At 57.2% G+C, this 20837-nt stretch carries 15 protein-coding genes and 1 tRNA gene; 12 read left to right on the plus strand and 4 right to left on the minus strand.

The features are described from left to right. Positions 1 to 459: 459 nt before the first annotated feature. Complete coding sequence (locus JG725_RS04030; RefSeq protein ID WP_199376695.1) at positions 460 to 2010, minus strand: EAL domain-containing protein; 1551 nt, start codon at positions 2008 to 2010, stop codon at positions 460 to 462. A gap of 307 nt (positions 2011 to 2317) precedes the next feature. Between JG725_RS04030 and JG725_RS04035 the strand changes: the two genes are divergently transcribed. From JG725_RS04035 to JG725_RS04055, 5 genes are all read left to right on the plus strand, one after another. Beyond that, positions 2318 to 4009 carry an ABC transporter ATP-binding protein gene (locus tag JG725_RS04035; RefSeq protein WP_199376697.1) on the plus strand — a complete coding sequence of 564 codons (1692 nt, stop codon included), beginning with the start codon at positions 2318 to 2320 and terminating at the stop codon, positions 4007 to 4009. Continuing rightward, positions 4002 to 5702, plus strand: coding sequence for an ABC transporter substrate-binding protein (locus tag JG725_RS04040; RefSeq protein ID WP_199376700.1), 1701 nt, complete (start codon positions 4002 to 4004; stop codon positions 5700 to 5702). The genes JG725_RS04035 and JG725_RS04040 overlap by 8 nt, the downstream gene beginning before the upstream one ends. 25 nt (positions 5703 to 5727) lie before the next feature. Next, positions 5728 to 6708 carry an ABC transporter permease gene (locus JG725_RS04045; protein ID WP_172289293.1) on the plus strand — a complete coding sequence of 327 codons (981 nt, stop codon included), beginning with the start codon at positions 5728 to 5730 and terminating at the stop codon, positions 6706 to 6708. 27 nt (positions 6709 to 6735) lie between these two features. Continuing rightward, complete coding sequence (locus tag JG725_RS04050; protein ID WP_172289292.1) at positions 6736 to 7575, plus strand: ABC transporter permease; 840 nt, start codon at positions 6736 to 6738, stop codon at positions 7573 to 7575. Positions 7576 to 7702: 127 nt separating this feature from the next. Next, a complete protein-coding gene (locus JG725_RS04055) occupies positions 7703 to 9031 on the plus strand; it encodes an aminotransferase class III-fold pyridoxal phosphate-dependent enzyme (RefSeq protein ID WP_199376702.1) in 1329 nt (442 codons plus the stop codon). A 39-nt stretch (positions 9032 to 9070) separates the two neighbouring features. On the opposite strand, the gene JG725_RS04060 is transcribed toward JG725_RS04055, so the two are convergent. The 3 genes from JG725_RS04060 to JG725_RS04070 are packed head-to-tail and all read right to left on the minus strand — an operon-like array spanning position 9071 to position 15263. Then, positions 9071 to 12907, minus strand: a complete 3837-nt coding sequence (locus JG725_RS04060; protein WP_199376704.1) for a response regulator — start codon at positions 12905 to 12907, stop codon at positions 9071 to 9073. Positions 12908 to 12912: 5 nt separating this feature from the next. Then, on the minus strand, positions 12913 to 13290 hold the full coding sequence (locus JG725_RS04065) for a response regulator (protein WP_199376706.1): 378 nt from the start codon (positions 13288 to 13290) through the stop codon (positions 12913 to 12915). Then, the gene (locus JG725_RS04070) at positions 13290 to 15263 is read right to left on the minus strand and encodes a methyl-accepting chemotaxis protein (RefSeq protein WP_199376708.1); all 1974 of its coding nucleotides are present in this window, start codon (positions 15261 to 15263) and stop codon (positions 13290 to 13292) included. Before JG725_RS04070 ends, JG725_RS04065 begins: the two co-directional genes overlap by 1 nt. Before the next feature lie 325 nt (positions 15264 to 15588). Here JG725_RS04070 and JG725_RS04075 point away from each other — a divergent pair. The 7 genes from JG725_RS04075 (at position 15589) to JG725_RS04105 (ending at position 20596) form a co-directional block, all read left to right on the plus strand. Then, positions 15589 to 15665, plus strand: a tRNA-Val gene (locus JG725_RS04075). Between the two features lie 482 nt (positions 15666 to 16147). Then, positions 16148 to 16966 carry a UDP-2,3-diacylglucosamine diphosphatase gene (locus JG725_RS04080; protein WP_199376710.1) on the plus strand — a complete coding sequence of 273 codons (819 nt, stop codon included), beginning with the start codon at positions 16148 to 16150 and terminating at the stop codon, positions 16964 to 16966. Then, positions 16963 to 18108: a ceramide glucosyltransferase gene (locus tag JG725_RS04085; RefSeq protein ID WP_199376712.1), complete on the plus strand. Its 1146-nt coding sequence runs from the start codon at positions 16963 to 16965 to the stop codon at positions 18106 to 18108. Before JG725_RS04080 ends, JG725_RS04085 begins: the two co-directional genes overlap by 4 nt. 17 nt (positions 18109 to 18125) lie before the next feature. Next, positions 18126 to 18695, plus strand: a complete 570-nt coding sequence (locus tag JG725_RS04090; RefSeq protein WP_199376714.1) for a DedA family protein — start codon at positions 18126 to 18128, stop codon at positions 18693 to 18695. Then, a complete protein-coding gene (locus JG725_RS04095) occupies positions 18692 to 19369 on the plus strand; it encodes a glycosyltransferase (RefSeq protein ID WP_199376716.1) in 678 nt (225 codons plus the stop codon). Before JG725_RS04090 ends, JG725_RS04095 begins: the two co-directional genes overlap by 4 nt. Then, positions 19357 to 19497, plus strand: coding sequence for a hypothetical protein (locus JG725_RS04100; RefSeq protein WP_199376718.1), 141 nt, complete (start codon positions 19357 to 19359; stop codon positions 19495 to 19497). The genes JG725_RS04095 and JG725_RS04100 overlap by 13 nt, the downstream gene beginning before the upstream one ends. Positions 19498 to 19690: 193 nt before the next feature. Continuing rightward, on the plus strand, positions 19691 to 20596 hold the full coding sequence (locus tag JG725_RS04105) for a LysR family transcriptional regulator (RefSeq protein WP_199376720.1): 906 nt from the start codon (positions 19691 to 19693) through the stop codon (positions 20594 to 20596). Positions 20597 to 20837 lie beyond the last annotated feature (241 nt).

A 20837-nucleotide genomic window follows, 5' to 3' on the forward strand; every position in this document is an offset into this window, starting at 1 on the left:
GCAATTCAAACTATAACAATATTACAAGGTGTTATTCCCGGCATTCCCTGATTTTCATAAAATCCCTATTACGGTACATACTCCATATTCTATTTTCAATCACTCATATTTTAAAAAGATTTAGGTGGTTAAAATAAAACCACAAGAAAATTAGTTGCCTTAAGGCAAAGTCTGAATCCATTTTTTAAATAAATTCATTTAGATGCTGTCTTTTAGGCGAAAAAATCATCAACCGGACATTGTATATTCGTTAATCTTTCACTCTGATTTATACGGTTAAAAAAATACTTCAGCGCTATCATTTTCTTACCTTTTCCGACAATCCGGGTAACATTTATTTACCTGCGCCCTACATGGGAAATTTTTAGCCTCGGAATATTTTGCTAAACAATTTCGCCGGTTTGAACCGCTTTTTATAAACAAACAGCGTAGTAAGAAAACGTTTGCGTAAATAGACGATTAGATTTTATCGGCCGCGTCGGAAAGATAACGCGCCTTGAGATCCGCGCTACTCACCGGTTTGCCGAAATACCAGCCTTGCCCAACCGCATGTGGGCAATGCAGACCGACATAGTCGGCCTGTTCAGCGGTTTCTATACCCTCAACCACCACAGTTGCATCGAACATGGCCATCAGGTTAAAGAGATACTCAACCATCTGCGCATTCACGGAATCCGTGCCGATTGCCTCAGTAAAGATCCTGTCGATTTTAATCACATCAAACGGCATTACGGCCAGATAGGACAAGTTAGAATAACCGGTGCCGAAATCATCCAGCGCAATCCGGTATCCCGCATCATGCAACTCGGTGAGCCTTTTGGACATCAAGGTATGATTTGCCGTCGAACGCTCCGTGACTTCCAACATAATCTGTTGTCTGGCAATGCCGGATGACTGCGTGAGTTCATCAAGATAAGACTGAAAATCAGTATCCAATACATCGCTAATATCAAGGTTAATACTGATGTAAAAGGTTTTACTGGCGGTCAGGATATCCTGTAGCTCCATCAACGCCATGCGGGTTACCTGACGGGTAATTTGCCCGATAATGCCCATTTTTTCCGCTACCGGGATGAAAACATCCGGCGGAATCGCCTCCCCTTGGCGATTGGTCCAGCGGATCAGCGCTTCCGCACCGATCATTTTGTTATCGCGCAGACAGACGATGGGTTGAAATCTGACGTGAAACTGTTTATCGCATACGGCTCGATAAAGTTGTTTGCTGAACGATTTGTTCCGCTCGATAAGCAGTATCGCCACCAGCGATAACGCCCCGCTCAATAATCCGCCCAGCAGCGAAACGATCATGCTGATATAAACCGGCAGAGAAAAGATCCCTGACCCGTTGAGGCGAACGTAGATGCAGATGTTATAAACTTGACTGCACTGATACCCCAGTCGGTATTGCTGATACCAGGCGCTGCCCTGCCGCGAATAGGTCTCTTTTGCGCCAAACGTCTGGAAAATATGACCATCGTCCGCCGTGGTTATTAGCGCGCTATAGCCGGGAATGGGAAGGGAGAAACGCTCGAAAGCATCAGGGGACGTGAATACGACGACGTCGTTTTGGCTGGCGGCATCCATTTCCATTCTGGGGTCAATCAATCCTTTTATCGCCCGCCAAAGCCGGGCTCCGCTTTTCCCCACCAGATCGGAAGCCGGCAGTTCGAGCGGAGACGGCAGGATCCCGCGTCCGGCGGTGCAGATCAGTTTGCCATCGTGAAGACGACCGATATCCAGCAGGTAGCGGTATTTGTAGACCAGAAAACGCAGATGAAACAGATCGTCATCCGTACAGGGATCGAATGCCAAACGGCTGGCCTCATCAATCGCCCGTGCGGATTGCATCGCCACGCCGTCCGCCCGAAGAACCAGCGACGCGGAGTAATCACGTAATTTTTGCTGATCGATTTCGGCTATCACCAACTGGCCGAGGAGTAGCATGCACAGCGCGCCGAGCGCGATATTAAAAATCATGGCGACTTTTGCTGTTCTGCTAATCGATTTCATCGCTGCGAACTCCCTGCCGGTGTAAACAATCTGTTCCCTGAACCCCATATCGGCATCTTCACAGCTAAGTTTATCTTTTTATTGGCGTAGTAAAAGTAGCCGGAACCCATATTGTGGCAACCATCATATAATCACGCAGCATAACTAATGCAAAACTATCCTAAAGAACATGCCGCCAATGCGATTAAAGTGATTACGCGTCGCCGGTCTGCTTTCGCGGGCCGACGGCTGCGACCCTCTTTCCCCCGCCCACGATTATTTCAGGGAAACGGGCAAAACGATGCGGCAATTTATTTAAGGTATCTGGATGACGGTATTACTGGATATAAAGGGACTGAGCGTTCATTTCCGCGAGCAGATGGCGGTAGATAATCTTGACCTGCAAATAACCGCGGGAGAAACGCTGGCGCTGGTGGGGGAATCGGGCTGCGGGAAGTCCACCACGGCGTTGAGCATTATGCAGCTGTTGCCCAAACAGGCCACGCTTAGCGGCGCGATCCTGCTGGATGGAACCGCTGTTCTACGTCAGAGTGAAAAGCAGCTAGCCGCAATGCGCGGCAATGTTATTTCGATGATTTTTCAGGAACCGATGACCTCGTTAAACCCGGTATTGACCATCGGGCAACAGGTCGCCGAGGCATTGACCCTGCATCAGCCATTAAGTCGGGCGCAGGCGAAAGAACGCGCGATTGAGATGCTGGCGTTGGTCAGGCTGCCCAATCCCAGAGACCGATTTAACGATTATCCCCATAGCCTGTCAGGCGGCCAGCGCCAGCGTGTGATGATCGCCATAGCCATCGCCTGTCAGCCTCGGCTGTTGATTGCCGATGAGCCGACGACCGCTCTGGATGTCACCATTCAGGCACAAATCCTCGCGCTGCTTGATGAGTTGCGTCGGGAATTAAAGATGGCGGTATTGCTGATCACCCATGATTTAGGCGTCGTCGCCCAATGGGCCGATCGGGTGGCCGTCATGCATAACGGGCGCAAACTGGAAGAAGGCCCGGTCGATGAGGTGCTGGGTAATCCGCAGCACACCTATACGCAAGGACTGCTACGGGCTTCGCTGCATATGGATCAGGAGCGGCATTACCGCCGCTCGCGTCTGGCGGAAATTCATTTCAGTGATAAGGAAGGGTTTACGCTCGCGCCGCCTCCGCTGCGCCCGCTCCATTTTCCTGAGCCGCAGCCGGATACCGTTCCGCTGCTGTCGGTTGACAACCTCACCGTAAACTATAACAGCGACCGAGGCGGCGCCGCGGCGGTTAACGATGTTTCACTGCATATTCAGGCCGGCGAAACCCTGGGTCTGGTGGGGGAATCCGGCTGTGGCAAGTCGACGCTGTCGCGCGCCATTATGCAGTTGGAACCCGTGCAGAGCGGCCAGGTGCGGTTTAACGGGCAGGATTTGTCGCCGCTATCCCGTAAGGCGTTGCTGCCCTGGCGAAAACAGATACAAATGATTTTCCAGGACCCGTACAGTTCGCTCAACCCGCGTCACCGCATTGACGATATTCTTGGCTACGCGCTGGCGATCCACGGCATCAAAGATAAACGCGAGCGGGAACGGCGCATTGTGCGCATTCTTGATGACGTCGGCCTGCCCGGCACGGCACGAAATCGCTATGCCCACGAATTTTCCGGCGGCCAACGCCAGCGTATCGGCATCGCCCGGGCGCTGGTATTACGCCCGCAATTATTGATCTGCGATGAGCCGGTTTCCGCGCTTGATGTCTCCGTTCAGGCTCAGGTGCTTAATTTGCTGGTGGATTTAAAAGCGGAGCTGGGTCTGACCTATCTGTTTATTTCTCACGATCTGGCGGTGGTGCGCTATATCGCCGATCGTGTTCTGGTCATGAACGGCGGACGCATCGTTGAAGAAGGCGATCACCAGCGCATCTGGCATCAACCTCAACATCCTTATACCCGCACGCTGCTAGATGCCGTGCCCGGCAAAAAAAATCATCCACCTCACCCGGAGAAAATGCACTATGCCTAATCACCCAACCGATCCTCGGCGTCCTTCCGACAACACCCCGGAGGCGCTTATCGAATACGAAATCAACCGTCGAAAATTTCTCGGTATCTCCGGCGCGATCCTGGCTTCTGGCGTGTTTGGCGGGCTATGGCCGCGAGACAGTATGGCCGAGGTCGGCAGCCTGCCGAATACCGTGGCCGGCGCGGTGCGCGGCGGTACGCTGGAGGCGGTGGTGCATCCGGAACCGCCCACGCTGGCTTTCTTTATCAATACCTCGACGCCCGGGCGTACGGTGGTCAGCAAGATTTTCGATGGGTTGTTTGATTACGCGCCGGACCTTTCCCCCCGCCCGCAGTTGGCGGAAAAGGTCGCGCTTTCAGATGACGGCTTGAAGGTGACGATCCATTTACGCCAAAACGTCTTCTGGCACGACGGCCAGCCGTTCACCTCGGCAGACGTGAAGTTCTCGGCGGAACATATCTGGCGGCAATATTCCCCCTTCGCCCGCCGGGTGTTCCAGTATCTGACCGCCACGGAAACGCCTGACGACCATACCGTGGTGCTGACGCTCTCCAAGCCCACGCCGGTGGTGCTTAACGCCCTTGATGTGGTCGCGACGCCGATTCTGCCCAAACATCTGTATGAAGGCACCGATATTCCCAATAATCCGTATAACAACAAACCGGTCGGCACCGGGCCTTTCGTGTTTAAGGCATGGCAGCGCGGCAGCCATATCTCACTGGAGCGATTTGATAAATATTGGCAGCCCGACAGACCTTTCCTCGACAAACTGTTATTCAAAATCATTCCCGATGTTTCCGGCCGCGCCACCGCGTTTGAAACCGGCGCGATCCAATACGGCGAGCGTAACCCCGTGACCTTCGCCGATGCGGATCGGTTGGCGAAACTGCCTAACCTGACGCTGGATACCGCGGGGTACAATGGTTTCGCCACCTCATTCTGGCTGCTCCCCAATCTGCGCGATCCGATTCTGGGCAACCTGAAGGTTCGCCAGGCCATCGCCCATGCCGTCAATAAAGATCTGCTGGTTAAAACGGTATGGGGCGGCTATGCCAAACCGGCTACCGGCCCGGTATCCTCCCAGCTAAGCACCTTTTACACCGCCGATACCCAGCAATATCCTTTCGACCCTAAAAAGGCGCAGGCGCTGCTGGATGAAGCGGGCTATCCGAAAAAAGCGGATGGCTGGCGCTTTAAACTGAATCATGACTTTATTCCTTTTGGCGACGACTACCGCCGAACCGGCGAATTCGTGCGTCAGGCGCTGCGCGCCATTGGCATCGACGTGACGCTGCGCGCGCTGGATCTGGCTACCTGGAGTAAAAATGTCTTTAAGGATTATGACTACCAGTTAGCCAGCTCCTGGGGGGTAAACTGGACCGATCCGCAGTTGGGCGTCGAACAGTTGTACTGGTCGAAAGCGGAGAGCAAAGGCACCCCCTGGACCAATGCCTCCGGCTATGCCAGCCCCGAGGCCGACCAAATTATCGAAGCGGCGCAAATCGAGGTGGATCCGCAAAAGCGTGTGGCGCTCTATCATGCATTGCAGCAAATTGTGCAGCGCGATCTGTCGCAGATTAATATTTTTGAATTCCAGTGGTTTGGCATCTGGGCCAGGAATCTGCGTAACGTGACGGACACGTTCAACCATAGCCAGAATAATTTTGCTCATGTCTGGCTGGACAAAAAATGAGGCGCGATAGCAGGAAAATGACACGATGAGCAAACGGCTTCTTTTCAGGTTGCTTCAGTTAGTTGGCGTCGTCATCGCCGTGGCGGTGCTTAACTTCTTCTTGCTGAAGGCGCTTCCGGGCGATCTGGTGGATGTCATCGCCAGCGAAAGCGGTAGCGCCGCGCCTGAACTCATCCAGCATCTGCGCGAACTGTACGGGCTGGATCGCAACCTGTTCGCACAGCTCATGGCCTATCTGGGAGAACTGGCGCGGGGCAATCTGGGGTTCTCGTTCCGTTTCGGCGAACCGGTGCTGGATCTGATTCTGGACCGAATGCCCGCGACCCTGCTGCTGGTGGGCGCCGCGCTGATCCTGTCGGTGACTGTCGGCGTTCTGCTGGGCATCGCCTCGGCACGGCGGCCGCACGGCGCGGCTGACACGGTCATTTCCGCGCTTGCCACCATCGGCTATTCGGCCCCGATGTTCTGGGTCGCGCTCATGCTGATCGTACTGTTTGCCGTTAAGCTGTCATGGTTGCCCGCCAGCGGCTGGCAAGATATCAATGCCGGATACACCGGTTTGCGTCAACTGTGGGATATAGCGGCGCACTTGGTGCTGCCGGTGCTGACGTTGGCGATTTATTACATGGCGGTCTATGCCCGGCTGTCCCGCGCATCGATGATTGAAACGCTGTCCGAGGACTTTATCCGCACCGCGTGGGCCAAAGGCGCGCGTGAACAGCGGGTGCTTTTCCGCCACGCGCTGCGTCATGCGTTGCTGCCGGTGATCACCATGTTGGGATTACAGAGCAGCGCCCTGCTGGGAGGCTCGATCGTGGTGGAAACCGTTTTCGCCTGGCCGGGACTGGGGCAACTGTCGTTTGACGCCATCCGTAGCCGGGATATCCCGGTATTGCTGGGTGTATTGCTGTTCAGCAGCGTGCTGGTGGTGTTATCGAATCTGGCGGTGGACATGGTGCATGCCTGGCTCGATCCGCGGGTACGAATCGTTAATCGCGGGCGTTGAACGCCGGCAAGATAAACAGGAAAGAGAATGCGTTGGTTACTACAACCCTCGGCCACGATCGGCCTTACCATCCTGCTGGCTGTACTGACGGCTGCCGGTGCGGCGAGCAGGCTTTTCCCCGAGGACCCTATGAATATGGTGGGCGTTCCCTATCTGTGGCCGGGGCAGGACGTTCAGTTCCCGCTCGGCACCGACCTGATGGGACGGGATATTCTGGCCGGACTGTTTCACGGCGCCCGCGTATCGCTGCTGGTGGGCATCGCCTCAACGGTGATGGCCCTACTGATCGGCATCGCCGTCGGTGTGGCGTCCGGTTTTTACCGCGGACGGGTAGACAGCGTGCTGACCGGGATCACCATGCTGTTTCAAACCATTCCGGCATTTCTGCTGGCTATCATTCTGGTGGCGGTATTGCAGCCGTCCATCGCCACCATCATTTTCGCCCTCGGCATCACCTCCTGGACCAGCATCGCCAGACTCGTGCGAACTGAATTTCTGGCGTTGCGCGAACGGGAATTCGTCCGCGCCAGTATTTCTCTGGGCGCCGGCGATATGCATCTTATCTTTCGTGAAATCCTCCCCAATGCCTGGACGCCGGTGGTGGTTTCCACCGCGCTGCTGATTGCCAACGCTATCCTGTCCGAAGCCGGTTTATCTTTCCTCGGGCTGGGCGATCCCAACGTGGTGAGCTGGGGGTCGATGATTGGCACCGGGCGGGATGCGCTGCGCACCGGATGGTATATGACCGCCCTCCCCGGCGTGGCCATTATGCTGACGGTCATGGCGCTTAACCTGCTGAGCGACGCATTGCATACCGCGCTCAACCCGCGCTTGCGGCGCAGCGGCTCGACGTTGTCTATTATGTAGCCATGCCTGCATCGTTCGCCGCATGACTTCTTTGAAAAACGGTATGATAAGCCAGGCTGGTTGTCAGATGATTTAGCCGGTAATCCGACCAAGGTGTTTAACCCCCGAATAGAGCTAGGTACGCGCCATGTCCAAACAGCAAGAAGATGCGAGTAAGCTGATTAACGATAATTTCTGGATCCCCTTTACCCCCAATGGTGACTTTCACCAGGATCCGAAATTATTCACCGGAGCGAAAGGCGTTTACTATCAGGATGCCGCTGGCAACCGCGTACTGGACGGCGCCTCCGGTCTGTTTACCTCCGCGTTGGGGCACGGTCGCCCTGAAATTGCCGAGGCGGTTTATCAGCAGTTGCTGACGCTGGACTACACGTCCAGCTTTTATCGCAGTCACCCTCTGGCGTTTAAAACCGCCCATGAACTGGCGAAAATATTGCCGCCCCGGCTTGATCGCATTTTTTTTGCGAACTCGGGTTCAGAAGCGATCGATAGCGCGCTGAAAGTGGCGCTTGCCTACCAGCGCGCGCGTAAACAAGGTTCACGCACGCTGTTTATCTCCCGCGAGCGCGCCTATCATGGCGTCAACTTTGGCGGCGTTGCCTTAAGCGGGCTGACCAACAATCGTCGACAGTTCGCCGGTAGCTGGCCGCAGGTTATCCACCTGCGCCACACCTGGCTGGAAGAGAATCGCTATAGCCGGGGTCAACCGGAACACGGCGCCTATCTGGCCGACGACCTTCAACGCCTGATTGAGTTACACGGGGCAGAAAATGTAGCAGCCTGTGTCATCGAACCTATCGCCGGCTCCACCGGCGTGCTGGTGCCGCCCAAAGGCTATCTGGAGCGTATTCGGCAACTGTGCGATCGCTATGATATTTTATTGATTCTGGATGAAGTGATCTGCGGATTCGGCCGCACAGGCAAGGCGTTTGCCAGCCAGACGTTTAATATTCGCCCGGACATTATCACCCTTGCCAAAGCGCTGACCAACGGCACACAACCGATGGCCGCCGTCGCCGTAGACCGCCGCATTTATGATGAAATTATTAACGCCGCCGATGAGCTGAGCATTGAATTCTTTCATGGCTACACCTGGAGCGCCCACCCAGCCGCCTGCGCCGCGGCGCTGTCTACCCTACGGCTATATCAGACCGATGACGCTTTCGCGAAAAGTGACGCGCTTAGCCCCTACTTTCTGGATAAGCTGTTTGAATTACAGCGCATACCGGTTATTACCGATATCCGCGGGTTCGGGCTGCTGGGCGGCATTGATGTGCGCCCGGCGGAGAAACCCGGCCTGCGCGGTTATCGGCTACAAAAGAAGCTGTTTGAGCAAGGGCTGCACCTCAAATCAACCGGAGATTCATTGATTATCGCCCCGATCCTGCTTTCAACACGCGGGCAGATTGATGAGCTGTTTGCCATTCTTCAGCGGGTATTGAGCGAAGAACAGTAAGCGCGCGATAGCCGTTTACGCCGCGAGAGGGATACGGCGTTACGCCCCATGCCTCTCTTCCAACCATGCCTGAACGATGGCAAGCGCGGTATCCGTATCGAAGGCGTCCATCGCGTCGCATAATGCCTGCGTCTGCGGGCTTAAATCGGCGCCATGACGCGCCAGCAGCGCATCAAACAGATCCAGCTCGGCCATGTCGTTGGTCTGCAAAGCCGCGGCCAGCTCCGCCAGATCCGATTCCAGCACGCGGTTATCCGCGGTAATCAGATCGTCCGCGCGCGTTTCAACAACGCCGTCATGCCGCAGTAACCACGCCTGTTGCGCCGCCAGCGCTTCATCCAGCGCCACAGGCAGACCAGCGGCCTGCCGCGTCAGCGCCGGACGTTCAGCGCCGTTCCCGACGCCCTGTTCGATGGCGGCGCAGGCCGCCGTCAATCGGCGCGCGCCGGTCGCGGCGGCAGTGCTCTTGAGTTGATGGGCGGCATCGCGCGCGTCGGCCCATTCGCCTTCCGCCAGACTCCAGGTGATGCGCGCGACCAGACGCCGGGACGCCGGGGCAAAGTCATGCAGCAGTTGCGAATAGAACGCCCGATCCTGACCTAACCGTTGCAGGGCGTCGGCGACATCCAGCAGCGCCGCATCGCCTGGCGCCGACGGCGTCGCATCCGCTTCAGGCGCCGGCGCGACGTCGGCGCGAACCGTTCTTCCGGTATGGCGCAGAATAATGTCGACCAGTTCTTCCAGATGGAACGGTTTGCCGATATGACCATTCATGCCCGCCTCAAGACAGGCGTCCCGATCCGACGGCATGGCGTTGGCGGTCATGGCGATGATTGGCAGCCGATCGAAACTCGATTCGCTGCGGATAGCCTGCGTGGCCTGCAAGCCATCCATCACCGGCATCTGCATATCCATCAACACCAGATCGTAGGCGTCCGGCGCCGCATCCAGCGCCTGAATACTCTGCAACCCGTCGCTCACCACGCTAATCCGCGCCCCTTCGCGCGCCAAGAGTCGGATCGCCACATCCTGATTGATTTCGTTATCCTCCACCAGCAACAGGCGTATCCCGGCCAACCGGCATGGCTGCGTCGGCGAATCGGACTGCGCTAATCGGCTGCGCCGCTGAATCGCATGTTGGATCATGGAAAAGCTGATCGGCTTGTACAACATCGGCATGCCGTCGTGCGGCGGTCTGGGGCTGGATGACAATAGCAGGATCACCGGCCCCGGCAGGCCCGGTTCGGCGCGTAACCGCGCCAGCAACGGCTGATAGCCCGGCGCATCCACGCTCAGCAGCGCCAGTTGCGGCGGCGCTTCGTCATCCAGCGCCGCCAGCGCGGATGCAGCATCGACACAGGCCGCGACCTGCCAGCCGCCGCAGCGCTCAAGCAGCTTGCCGATCGCCGTGCGGGATAGCGGATGCGGCTCCAGCAGCAGCGCCCGTTTCCCCGCCAACGCTGGCGGCAACGCGCCATCTTCCGCCACATCCCATCGCTGTTCATTGCTCTGACGGGGCGGCGCTAACGCAACATCAGCAATGTCTGCCGGGAATTTTTTCACCGGCTGCAACCAAATCTGGAACCAGAAGCGGCTGCCGCGCCCTATTTCACTCCGCACCCGCAGTTGTCCGCCCATCAGTTCCACCAACCGGTGGCTGATGGTCAGCCCCAGCCCGGTGCCGCCGTAGCGGCGTGAAATAGAGGCTTCCGCCTGATTAAATCCGGTGAAAATGTGTTTGATGGCATCCTCGCTGATGCCGATGCCGGTATCCTGCACCGCGAACTCCAGCAACACGCCCTGTTCACTGTGCCGCAGGCAGCTTAACTGCAACCGCACCTCGCCCCTGGCGGTAAACTTCACCGCATTGCCGCCCAGATTGATCAGGATCTGTTTGAGCCGCAGCGCGTCCCCCAACAACAGCGGCGGAACGGCGGGATCCAACTCATACACCAGTTCCAGCCGTTTGCCGCCCAGCGTGCCGGACATAATGGTGGAGACATCCGCCAGCAAATCCGCCAGTTTGAACGGCTCGGTATCCAGCAGCATCATGCCGGCTTCCACTTTGGAGAAGTCGAGAATATCGTTGAGAATGTCCAGCAGCGAATGTGCCGCGCCTTCCATCTTGCGCAACAATTCGCGCTGTTCAGCGCTGGCGCCGGTGTGTTCTATCAGCTGCATCATGCCCATGATGGCGTTCATCGGCGTACGAATTTCGTGACTCATGTTAGCCAAAAAGCGGCTCTTGCTGCGCGAGGCGGCATCGGCCTCTTCCAGCGCCTGATGCAGGTCGGTGACATCGATCCAGAACAGCACCCGCATACCGTCCGAGGTGGTGACGCCGACACGTTTGATGCAGCGCCCGTCGCTCAATTTTATCTGCTGGTGAAAGGTGGGCTGAAACCACAGTTCGCGCTGCTGGCGCCGCCAACCCTCGGCGTCGTCGTGCACCTCCGGCGTGATAGCGGCCTCCACCGCCAGTTCCAGCACCGCCTCGGCGGAGATACCGGGCTGTATCCGATGCCCTCTATCGCCAAATATCTCCCGGTAGCGGTCGTTGCACAGCACCAGCCGTTCATCGGCGTCATACAGCACAAAAGCTTCATCCAGCGCATCCAGCGCCGACCTCAGCACCCGCTCGCTGGTTTCGACGCGCAGCCGCGCCTCCACCTGAGCGCTGACATCCTGCATCGCTCCCACCAGCCGGTACAGTTTGCCTTGCTGATACTGCACCTCGCCGCTGATGTTGACCCAAATGGCGCGCCCGCCCATCAGCACAAGCCGCACCTCAAATGAAAAAGGCTCGCCGCTCTCCATCGTGTGGCGCACCTGCGCGCGATAGGCCGACCACTGCTGCGGCATCATGCGCTGTATCAGCGCCTGCACTCTGTCCAGATTCATCACCCGCTCGGACAGCCCCAGCAGATTGCACGTTCCCCGGGTGAGGTGCAGCTTCCGGTTTTCCGGGAGATAATACCAACCGCCCACGCTGGCGATCTTGCCGGTACGTTCCAGCATATCGAGGCTCAGTTTCAGGTTGGTGATATCGGAACGGATCGACATGTATTTCACCGGGCGGCCCTTTTCCCCCAGCATCGGCGCAATCACGCTGTCCAGCCAGTAGAGCGAACCATCCTTGGCGCGGTTGCAGATCTCGCCGTGCCAGATGCCGCCGCGAGAAACGGTGCGCCACATTTCGCGCCAGAACGGTGCGTCATGCGTGCCGGAAGTGAACATGCTGTGGCGCTGGCCGATGACCTCCTCGGCGCGGTAGCCGCTAACCGTTAGAAAACGGTCGTTGACCTTGGTGATTCGGCCTTGCAGATCGGTTTCGGTGACGATGGCGTAACGATCGAGGATATCCAGCACCGCCTGGCGGTCACGCAGCGCGAGCTGCGTCATTTTACGCTCGCGACGCTGTTGGTCGATGTCCACCTGCACCACCAGATAACCGGTGAATGAGCGCCCCGACAGCGCGCCGCGCCCCAGCTTGCGCAGCGGGTGCAGTTCCACAATCATACAGCGCTCTTCGCCGCGGGCCAGACGGAACATCAGGTCGATACGCAGCTCACGCCGTCCGCTCATGGCGCTGTCGATCGCCGCCACCGGCGCGCTGTCCGCCACCCGTTCGCTCAGGAAGCCGAACCAGTCGCTATCCGTCAACGCCGCGCCGCCAAAGCCGGTGATTTCGCCATAAGCCTCGTTGACCCACGCCACCCGGCCATCCGGCCGCAGCAGGCAGGCGGCGTCGCTGCGCAACCGCATCATACCGACCATCTGGCTCATATAATCCCAGTCACGACGGCGCACGTGGCGCCAGTACAGCACCAGCGCCGCTACCGTCGCCGCCATCCCCCAGCAGAAAACCGCCGTCATCGCATTCAGCCTTTGTCCAGTTGCGCCAGCGCCGCCTGCAACGCTGGCTGAGAAAGCGGTTTTTCCAGAAAGCCATTGGCGCCAAGGGCAAGGTAATGACGCCGTGTCTCCTCGCCGTTGTGCCCGGAAACCATCACTACCCGCAGATGCGGCCCGCCGCTGCGCCGCTCCTGCGCCCGCAGGGCGCGCAACGTCTCTTCGCCATTCAGCTTCGGCATATTGATATCCAGCAGCATCAGGTCAAACGGCTGTTGTCGCACCAGTTGCAACGCCTTTTCACCCTCGCCCGCCAGCGCGCCGGAGTGCCCCAACTCACGCAACAGCCGAGCGGCGATGCGCAGGTTCAGAACATCATCATCCACCACCAGTACCCGCAACCCCATTACGCGCGGCCCGACAGCATGCGGATCGCCTGTACCAGTTGCTGTCCGGCGTCATACAGCGGCTGGTTGCTGGCCAGCTTCTGTTCCGCCTCACTCATCTTCTTGCGGTTAATCAGTTCCGCCACCGTACCCACCTCGGCGTGAAACGCCCGGTGCGCGTTAACCAGCGCCTCGTACTCCGGCGTTCCTCCCAGCCGCGCTTTACCCGGCCCATTCAACCAGGCTCCCAGCGCGCAGCTGTCGTCGCGCCCCGCTTTCGGATCCAGCGCCAGCTTACGATTGATGGCGTTACGCAGCGTAACGCGCCACTGCTGGTGGCTGGTGACGGCATGCTCGAAATCGATATGGCTCCCCTCACCGCTCATGCCGCTATTCCAGCTACGGCGCAACTCGCCGGCATCCACCTCAGCCAGCGTGGTATCGCGTTCGGTGAGACGGAACACCCGGATAGTGTTATGCACCAACTCCACCTGACGGTTAAGGGCGTTGGCCGCCGAGGCCAGATCATCCACCATCGTGGCGTTCTGTTGGGTGATGGTATCCAGGCTGGAGACTTCGTCATTCACCTGCCCGACGCCGGCGGACTGCTCCCGGGCGGCGGTATTGATCTGATCCAGCATACTGCTCACCAGGCCTACCGCGTCGGTCACCTCCCGCATACGGGTCAACGCATCGGCGGCACGCTTACCGCCCTCGCCGACCCTGGCGCCGGACTCTTCAACCAGGCTGCGTACTTCTTTGGCCGCGCCGGCGGTACGCTGCGCCAGCGACTGAATTTCCGTCGCCACCACCGCGAACCCTTTGCCCTGCTCGCCCGCACGCGCGGCTTCCACCGCCGCGTTCAGCGCCAGAATGTTGGTCTGGAAAGCGACCCCTTCGATCACCTGAATGATATCCTGAATGCGCTGCGACGACTCTTCGATCGCCTGCATGGTGCGCACCACGCCCTGCACCGCGTCATCGCCGCGCAGCACCGCCTCGGCAGTGAACCGCGCGTGTTGAGCGCCGTCGTTGGCCAGTTGGGTGGTCTGCTGAATGGTGCGATAGATTTGCTCCATCGTCGCGGCGGTCTGCTCCAGACTGCCGGCCTGAGAGTCGGTGCGCGTAGCCATGTCCTTATTGCCGTTGGCGATCTCCTGAGTACCGCCCAACAGGTTGGCGACTTCGTGGCGCACATCGCGCACCACAGTGCGCACCGAAACATTGAGCTGCGCCAGCGCCAACTGAATCTGGGCGATTTCACCACGGCCGGTGACCGGCACAAAACGAGTCAGGTCGCCGCCGGCCATCAGGTTGGCGACCGCCACCACCTGACGCAGCGGCGTCACCGTCTGGCGCATCAACAGCCAGGCGACCAACGCCGCACTGACGGTCGCCGCCAACGCCGTTCCCCACAACGGCGCGCCCGCTGCCTGCGCCAGCAGCGGCCCGCCCGCGGCCAGCATGCTCAAAAAGACGATATGCCCGCACAATCCGGGGTTGAACCCGCGCGCCAGCCAGCCTGTCAGCGTGCGACGCACCAGTTGGCCCCGATGCAGAGCGTGGCGGCGGCGTCCCTGATCCGCCTCCTGACGCATGATGGCGTATAGCCGCTCGGCAGCGGCAATCTCCTCATCCGGCGCCCGCGATCGCACCGACAGAAAGCCGACGGTACGTTCGCCGTCGCGCACCGGCGTTACGTTGGCCCGCACCCAGTAATAGTCGCCATTCTTGCGCCGGTTTTTCACCAACGCCGTCCAGGGCAAACCCGACTTGATCGTGGCCCACATATCACGGAAAGTTTCCTGTGGCATATCGGGATGACGTACGATGTTGTGCGGCTGGCCCAGCAGTTCCTCACTGGTGAAACCGCTGACGTTAATGAAATTGGCGTTGCAGTAAGTAATACTTCCTTTTAGATCGGTAATAGAGATAAGTGTTTGATCCCCAGGGAAAACGTAACCATTCTGGGTGACAGGCAAATTTTTTCGCATTCTTGGAACTCGGTGATATTTCGTAACTGATGTTACCTTTATCGGAAACTATCACTCAATTCTTTAACAACGTTGAGATTTTTTGTTATCTATTATTCCAACAAGCACACCTCGCCACCGGCGGAATAAATCGGTCAGATGGGTGAACAAGGCACGTAACAGGTTAAACATTCGGCATCTGAAAACAGCGACTGAACAAAGGACTTGCCATCTATCCCGGACGAGTCCATAATAGCGTCCGTTCCAGCCACTGGGACAAAGAAAAGCATTTTAATCAAACGGTTAGTGTTCAAGACAGCATCCGTTGAAATGCAGTATTTCCTGTACGACCGTAGCTCAGTTGGTTAGAGCACCACCTTGACATGGTGGGGGTCGGTGGTTCGAGTCCACTCGGTCGTACCAATTCAAATTCCACAGACTTCCACTAAGGTCTGTAGGTCGTTGAAAAGAGGTGAAAACCTCTCCTTTTGTATCCATTGATAGCCAACCCTAACCTGCGTATCGGGAATCACGATCGCGGCGCTTTCAGTCTTATCCGCTCGCCGGGCAGAAATCCGATCATTTTATTTTCGCGATTATCGCCAATTATCCATTCCCGTCACGTCATGCTTCCCTGAGCTAAAATAAACCGGCGCCGTGTGCGGCCCAGGCGAAATTGTCGTTAAGATTTCCTTAAGAAATCATCGGCAAGATACCCATTCATGCTCACTCTAGGTTGCGTTCTTCCAGCTCGAAACACCAAGGTCTTACTCAGACCCGCATGCCTAACTGCCGGCTCCATTACTTTGGGTACGCCCTCATTTAGCATCTATAGTGGTACATAACAACGTATTATCTGAGCATTTTTGGCTGTCTGTAAATCGGAGCCTATACTTGGAGGCATTATGTCACACGATAGTCTTCTCCTTTCCCCGATACGCTATCGCAGTCTTTTTCTCTCAGACCTGCATCTGGGATCGCGGGGATGCCGCGCAGATAAACTGCTGGCGTTTCTCCGGCTGCATGAAGCCGATCATATCTATTTGGTGGGAGATATCTTTGACATCTGGCATCGCCGCGCAGTCCACTGGACACGACACCATGACCTTATCATCGATTTGCTTTGCCGCCGCGAGCGGCAGGGCGTCAAGATAGTGCGCCTACCCGGCAATCACGATCCGCTTAGCCTGACGGGACGATGCGTTCACCCGCTGTTGACCGCCATCGCGCCGACCGCCAACCCGGTCATCCACAAGGCCGCCGACAAACGCCGCTATCTTGTATTGCATGGCGATTGCTGCGATTTCTGGCCCGGCCGTTCTCATGCCGTCTCACGTCTGGGCAGCGGCATCGACTGGTATCTGCGCCGCCGGCAGGGGTTGCCGGACTCCCAGCGTGCGGAGACATCCGCCCCGCTCCATCACCTGATAAGCAGGGTCGGCTCGCTGCTGAGAGTCGGCAATCACATCGAACGGCGTCTGATAGATCTGGCCAGGCAAAACGACGCTGACGGCATCATCTGCGGTCACCTGCACAAACCTGCGCTGCAAATGCGCAACGGTATTCTGTATGCCAACTGCGGAGACTGGATTAACAGCCTGAGCGCCATTGCGGAAGACACTCAGGGCAGGTTCAGCCTGATTGACTGGAGCAGTTGCCCGTCATCCCTGCCATTATTGCCCGTTTCCGTTTCAGAACCCGACAGTGAGACCGCTACCGCATGACGCTAACCGCCAATTTTGCCGCCGTCATCTGCGCGACGCTCACCGTCATTCAGTTTGGCTCCCTCGGCCTTGCCCTGTGGCGTCTGCGTCGTCCGCTGAAAAACAAACACCCGCACGGCGAGTATCCCTTTATTGCGCTAACACGCCCTCTGTGCGGACAGGACAATTTCGAAGAAGAGACGCTGCGTTCAACCTTCCTGCAAGACTATCCCGCTTACGAAATCCTGTTCTGTGTCGCTTCCGAAAACGATCCGGTCATCCCACTGGTGAAAAAGGTTATCGCTTCCTACCCCGGGCAGCCGGCGCGTTTGCTGATAGGCGAAGACAATATCTCCGGCAACCCCAAGATAAACAATCTTAACAAGGCCTGGCTGGCCACCCGTGCGGACTGGGTGGCGATGGCCGACAGTAATCTGCTGCTGCCGACCGATTATCTGCGCTCCCTGATAGATGTCTTTGACGACCGCACCGGGCTGGTCAGTTCTCCCGCCGTCGGCGTCCGGCCGCAGAATCTGTGGGGTTCGGTGGAGGCGGCGATGTTCAATACCCATCAGGCCCGCTGGCAGTTCCTGGCTGATTTGACCGGAACCGGCTTTGCACAGGGGAAGACGCTCTTCTGGCGCCGCGATGTACTGGAAAATGGCGGAGGTCTGGCGGCGCTTGGCGCTGAACTGGCGGAGGATGTCGCGTCAACCAAACTGGTACGCCGCGCCGGACTCAAGGTACGGCTGCCTCCGCGCCCTTTTCCACTGCCGATTGGACGCCGTAGTCTGAGTGCGGTCTGGAGCCGGCAGTTACGCTGGGCACGTATCCGCCGCTTTGGTTTTCTGTGGCTGTTCGTGCCGGAGATATTGCTGGGATCGCTGCCGGCGCTGGCGGCGGCAAGCTACCTGTCGGCGACAGGCGTGCTTCCATGGGCAGTACCGCCGGCGCTCATGGCGTTGTGGTATGCTGGAGAATGGGGACTGGCAAGAGCGGTCGGGTGGCCGCACCGGCTGCAAGACGTTCTGGCCATGGCGATCCGCGATCTTTTACTGCCCGCGCTGTGGTTATGGTGCTGGACCGGGCGCAGCTTCGTCTGGCGTGGTAACGTACTGGATGCCAAGCCGCTGCCCTCAGGCAACCAGCAACCCAAAGAGTGAGAAGAGAAATTACCGGCATGCTCGATCTACAAACTATTGAGGCACTCATCAAAGCGCATGGGCTGATATTGCTTACACCGCTGGCAGTCATCGAAGGCCCCATTGTCACCGTTATTGCCGCTTACATGGCCCGCCTCGACTACTTCAGTCTGAGCGCGGTGTGTATGGTGGTCATCCTTGCCGATCTGGCCGGCGACACGGGATTTTACGCCCTGGGTCGCTGGGCGATAAATTCCGACGGCCATCCGCCGAAATGGCTGACCCGCCTGGGACTGAGCCACGCCAGGCTAGAACAGATGGTCGACAGTTTTGACCACCGGGGCGGCAGGTTACTGGTGTTCGGTAAGCTTACCCACTCAGCCGGCGCGGTTGTTCTGGCGGCAGCCGGCATGGCGCGCATGCATTTTGGCAGCTTTATGCTCTATAACACCTTGGCCACCATTCCCAAAAGTCTGTTTTTTGTCGCGGTCGGCTGGCTCTTCGGCCATGCCATCGAACAGGTCGATCACTGGCTGGTGTATGTCTCTCTGGCGCTGCTGATTCTGCTGGTTGCATGCGGCGTGCTGTGGCTGAGGCAGAAAAAATGATCTCCGTAAGCTGTATCATCCCGGCGCGGAACGAAGCCCGGAGGATCGGAAGCGTACTCGACGCGGTGACGGGCCACCCGCTATTGTCCGAAATCATCGTGGTGGATGACGGCTCCACCGACGGCACCGCCAAGCTGGCGCAGCGGCAGGGAATAACGGTCATCAGGCTGCCGGAAAACCGGGGCAAAAGCCGGGCCGTGGCCGAAGGTATTGCCGCCGCCGCCGGCACTCATCTTCTGCTGCTTGATGCCGACCTGATCGGGCTGACGGCTGATGACATCACCGCATTAATACAACCGGTACGGCGACAACAGTCCGATGTCACGATCAGCCTGCGACGCAACAGCCCTTTAATCTGGCGGATAATTGGTCTTGACTATATTTCCGGGGAGCGTGTATTTGCCCGCGCCCTGGTTGCGCCATATCTGGATGAATTACGTTCGTTGCCGCATTTCGGGCTTGAGGTATGGCTCAATCGTCTCTGGATCGGTAAAAATGTACGCATCCAGGTCGTAAAGTGGCGGTCTGTCATTAGCCCTTACAAAGCCGCCAAAATGGGCTGGCTGCGCGGTCTGCGCGCCGATGCCGCCATGATGCGTGATATTTTCCGCACGATTTCCCTGCGTGAGTGCCTACGGCAGATCCGCGCCCTGCGACGCAAATGCCGGCATTAATCCACCTGGCAGGAAAAAACAGGCCGGACAGCGATTTCCTGATCGCACGCTGGCTCACCCGTTTTATCTTCATCGGCGCCGCCCGATTTTATCGGCAAATTCAAGGTGGTAACCGCCCGGATCTTTAACCGGACCGGCGTTCTAGCATTATTCATCATCGCGTCGATCCAACCACCGGTACGATTCATGCCGGAGTGCATAACGATGCTGTAAAAGTGTCCGGCGCGCCACAGTTTTGGGGTGACGCCAATGGTATGGTAGGCGCAAAGATTGATACTTTTAATTTCATAAATAGCATCGATTAATGCAGGAATTGACTCAATGTTTGAATTATCTCAATTACGCTGTTTCACCGCCGTCGCCACCGAACTCAGCTTCCGGCGCGCAGCGCAGCGGCTCAACATGACGCAGCCGCCATTGAGCCGGCAAATTCAGATGCTGGAGCATCAATTGGGCGTTCAGCTATTTGAGCGCTCAACCCGCTCGGTTAAGCTCACTGCGGCAGGCCGGGCGTTTCTCACCCAGGCCAATCCGTTGCTTGAGCAAGCCCATCACGCCGCTCAAATAGCGAAGCGCGTCTCACTGGGCGAAATTGGAAACGTCACGCTCAGCTTTGTTTCCTGCGCCATTTACGCCTACCTGCCGACGGTGATTAACCAGGTAAGACTGAAATATCCGCAACTCAATATCCAGCTTAAGGAGATGTCGTCTTCAGAGCAGCTTAATGGGTTGCGAACGCGTCAGATCGATATTGGCGTTATCCGCGCTTATCCTTTAGATGCGGATTTTAATAGTGATGTCTTAATCAATGAGCCATTTTTACTGGCCATTCCGGCCGATCATCCTTTAGCCGAGATCGACAACATCATTCCCGCCGCCTTACTGCATCAGCAACCGTTTATTATCTATTCACCTTCAGGTTGGCAACCTTTTTATGAGTTGATTGCCGGTACGTTTCACCGTTGCGGCATTCAGCCCAATTATGAACACAGCGCCGGTTCCACCTCTGCGATACTGTCCATGGTAAATGGCGGACTGGGTCTGGCGTTGGTGCCCAGCGGTAGTGAGCAATTTCGCCTGCCCAACGTCGTGTTTCGTAAACTGGATATGCAACAAGAATTACGCAGTGAGTTGCGCCTTGTGTGGCGTAAAGACAGCGATAATCCGGCGCTTTTCATGTTAGCGGGCATTTTGCGAGAAAGTGTCGGCGTCAATTGTAATCATTAAGTTTAAACGTAATTAATGATTATTCATTGGTGAATGAAATTCGGTTTTTGCTTCTGATTGATTGGCTATTTTGCTGCTATAATTCGTATCCCCAAAAATCACGCGTCTTGCTGACGCGATAATTCTCGTTTCGTCCCCAATCATTTTCTATTTTTTAAATATCCGGACATCAGATATTTTTATTCCTACGAGAAACATTTATTTAAAACGCGCATAAATCCATGCCTAGATTGGATTAGAC

This window comes from Brenneria sp. L3-3C-1, assembly GCF_016456245.1.
GTDB lineage: Bacteria > Pseudomonadota > Gammaproteobacteria > Enterobacterales > Enterobacteriaceae > Brenneria.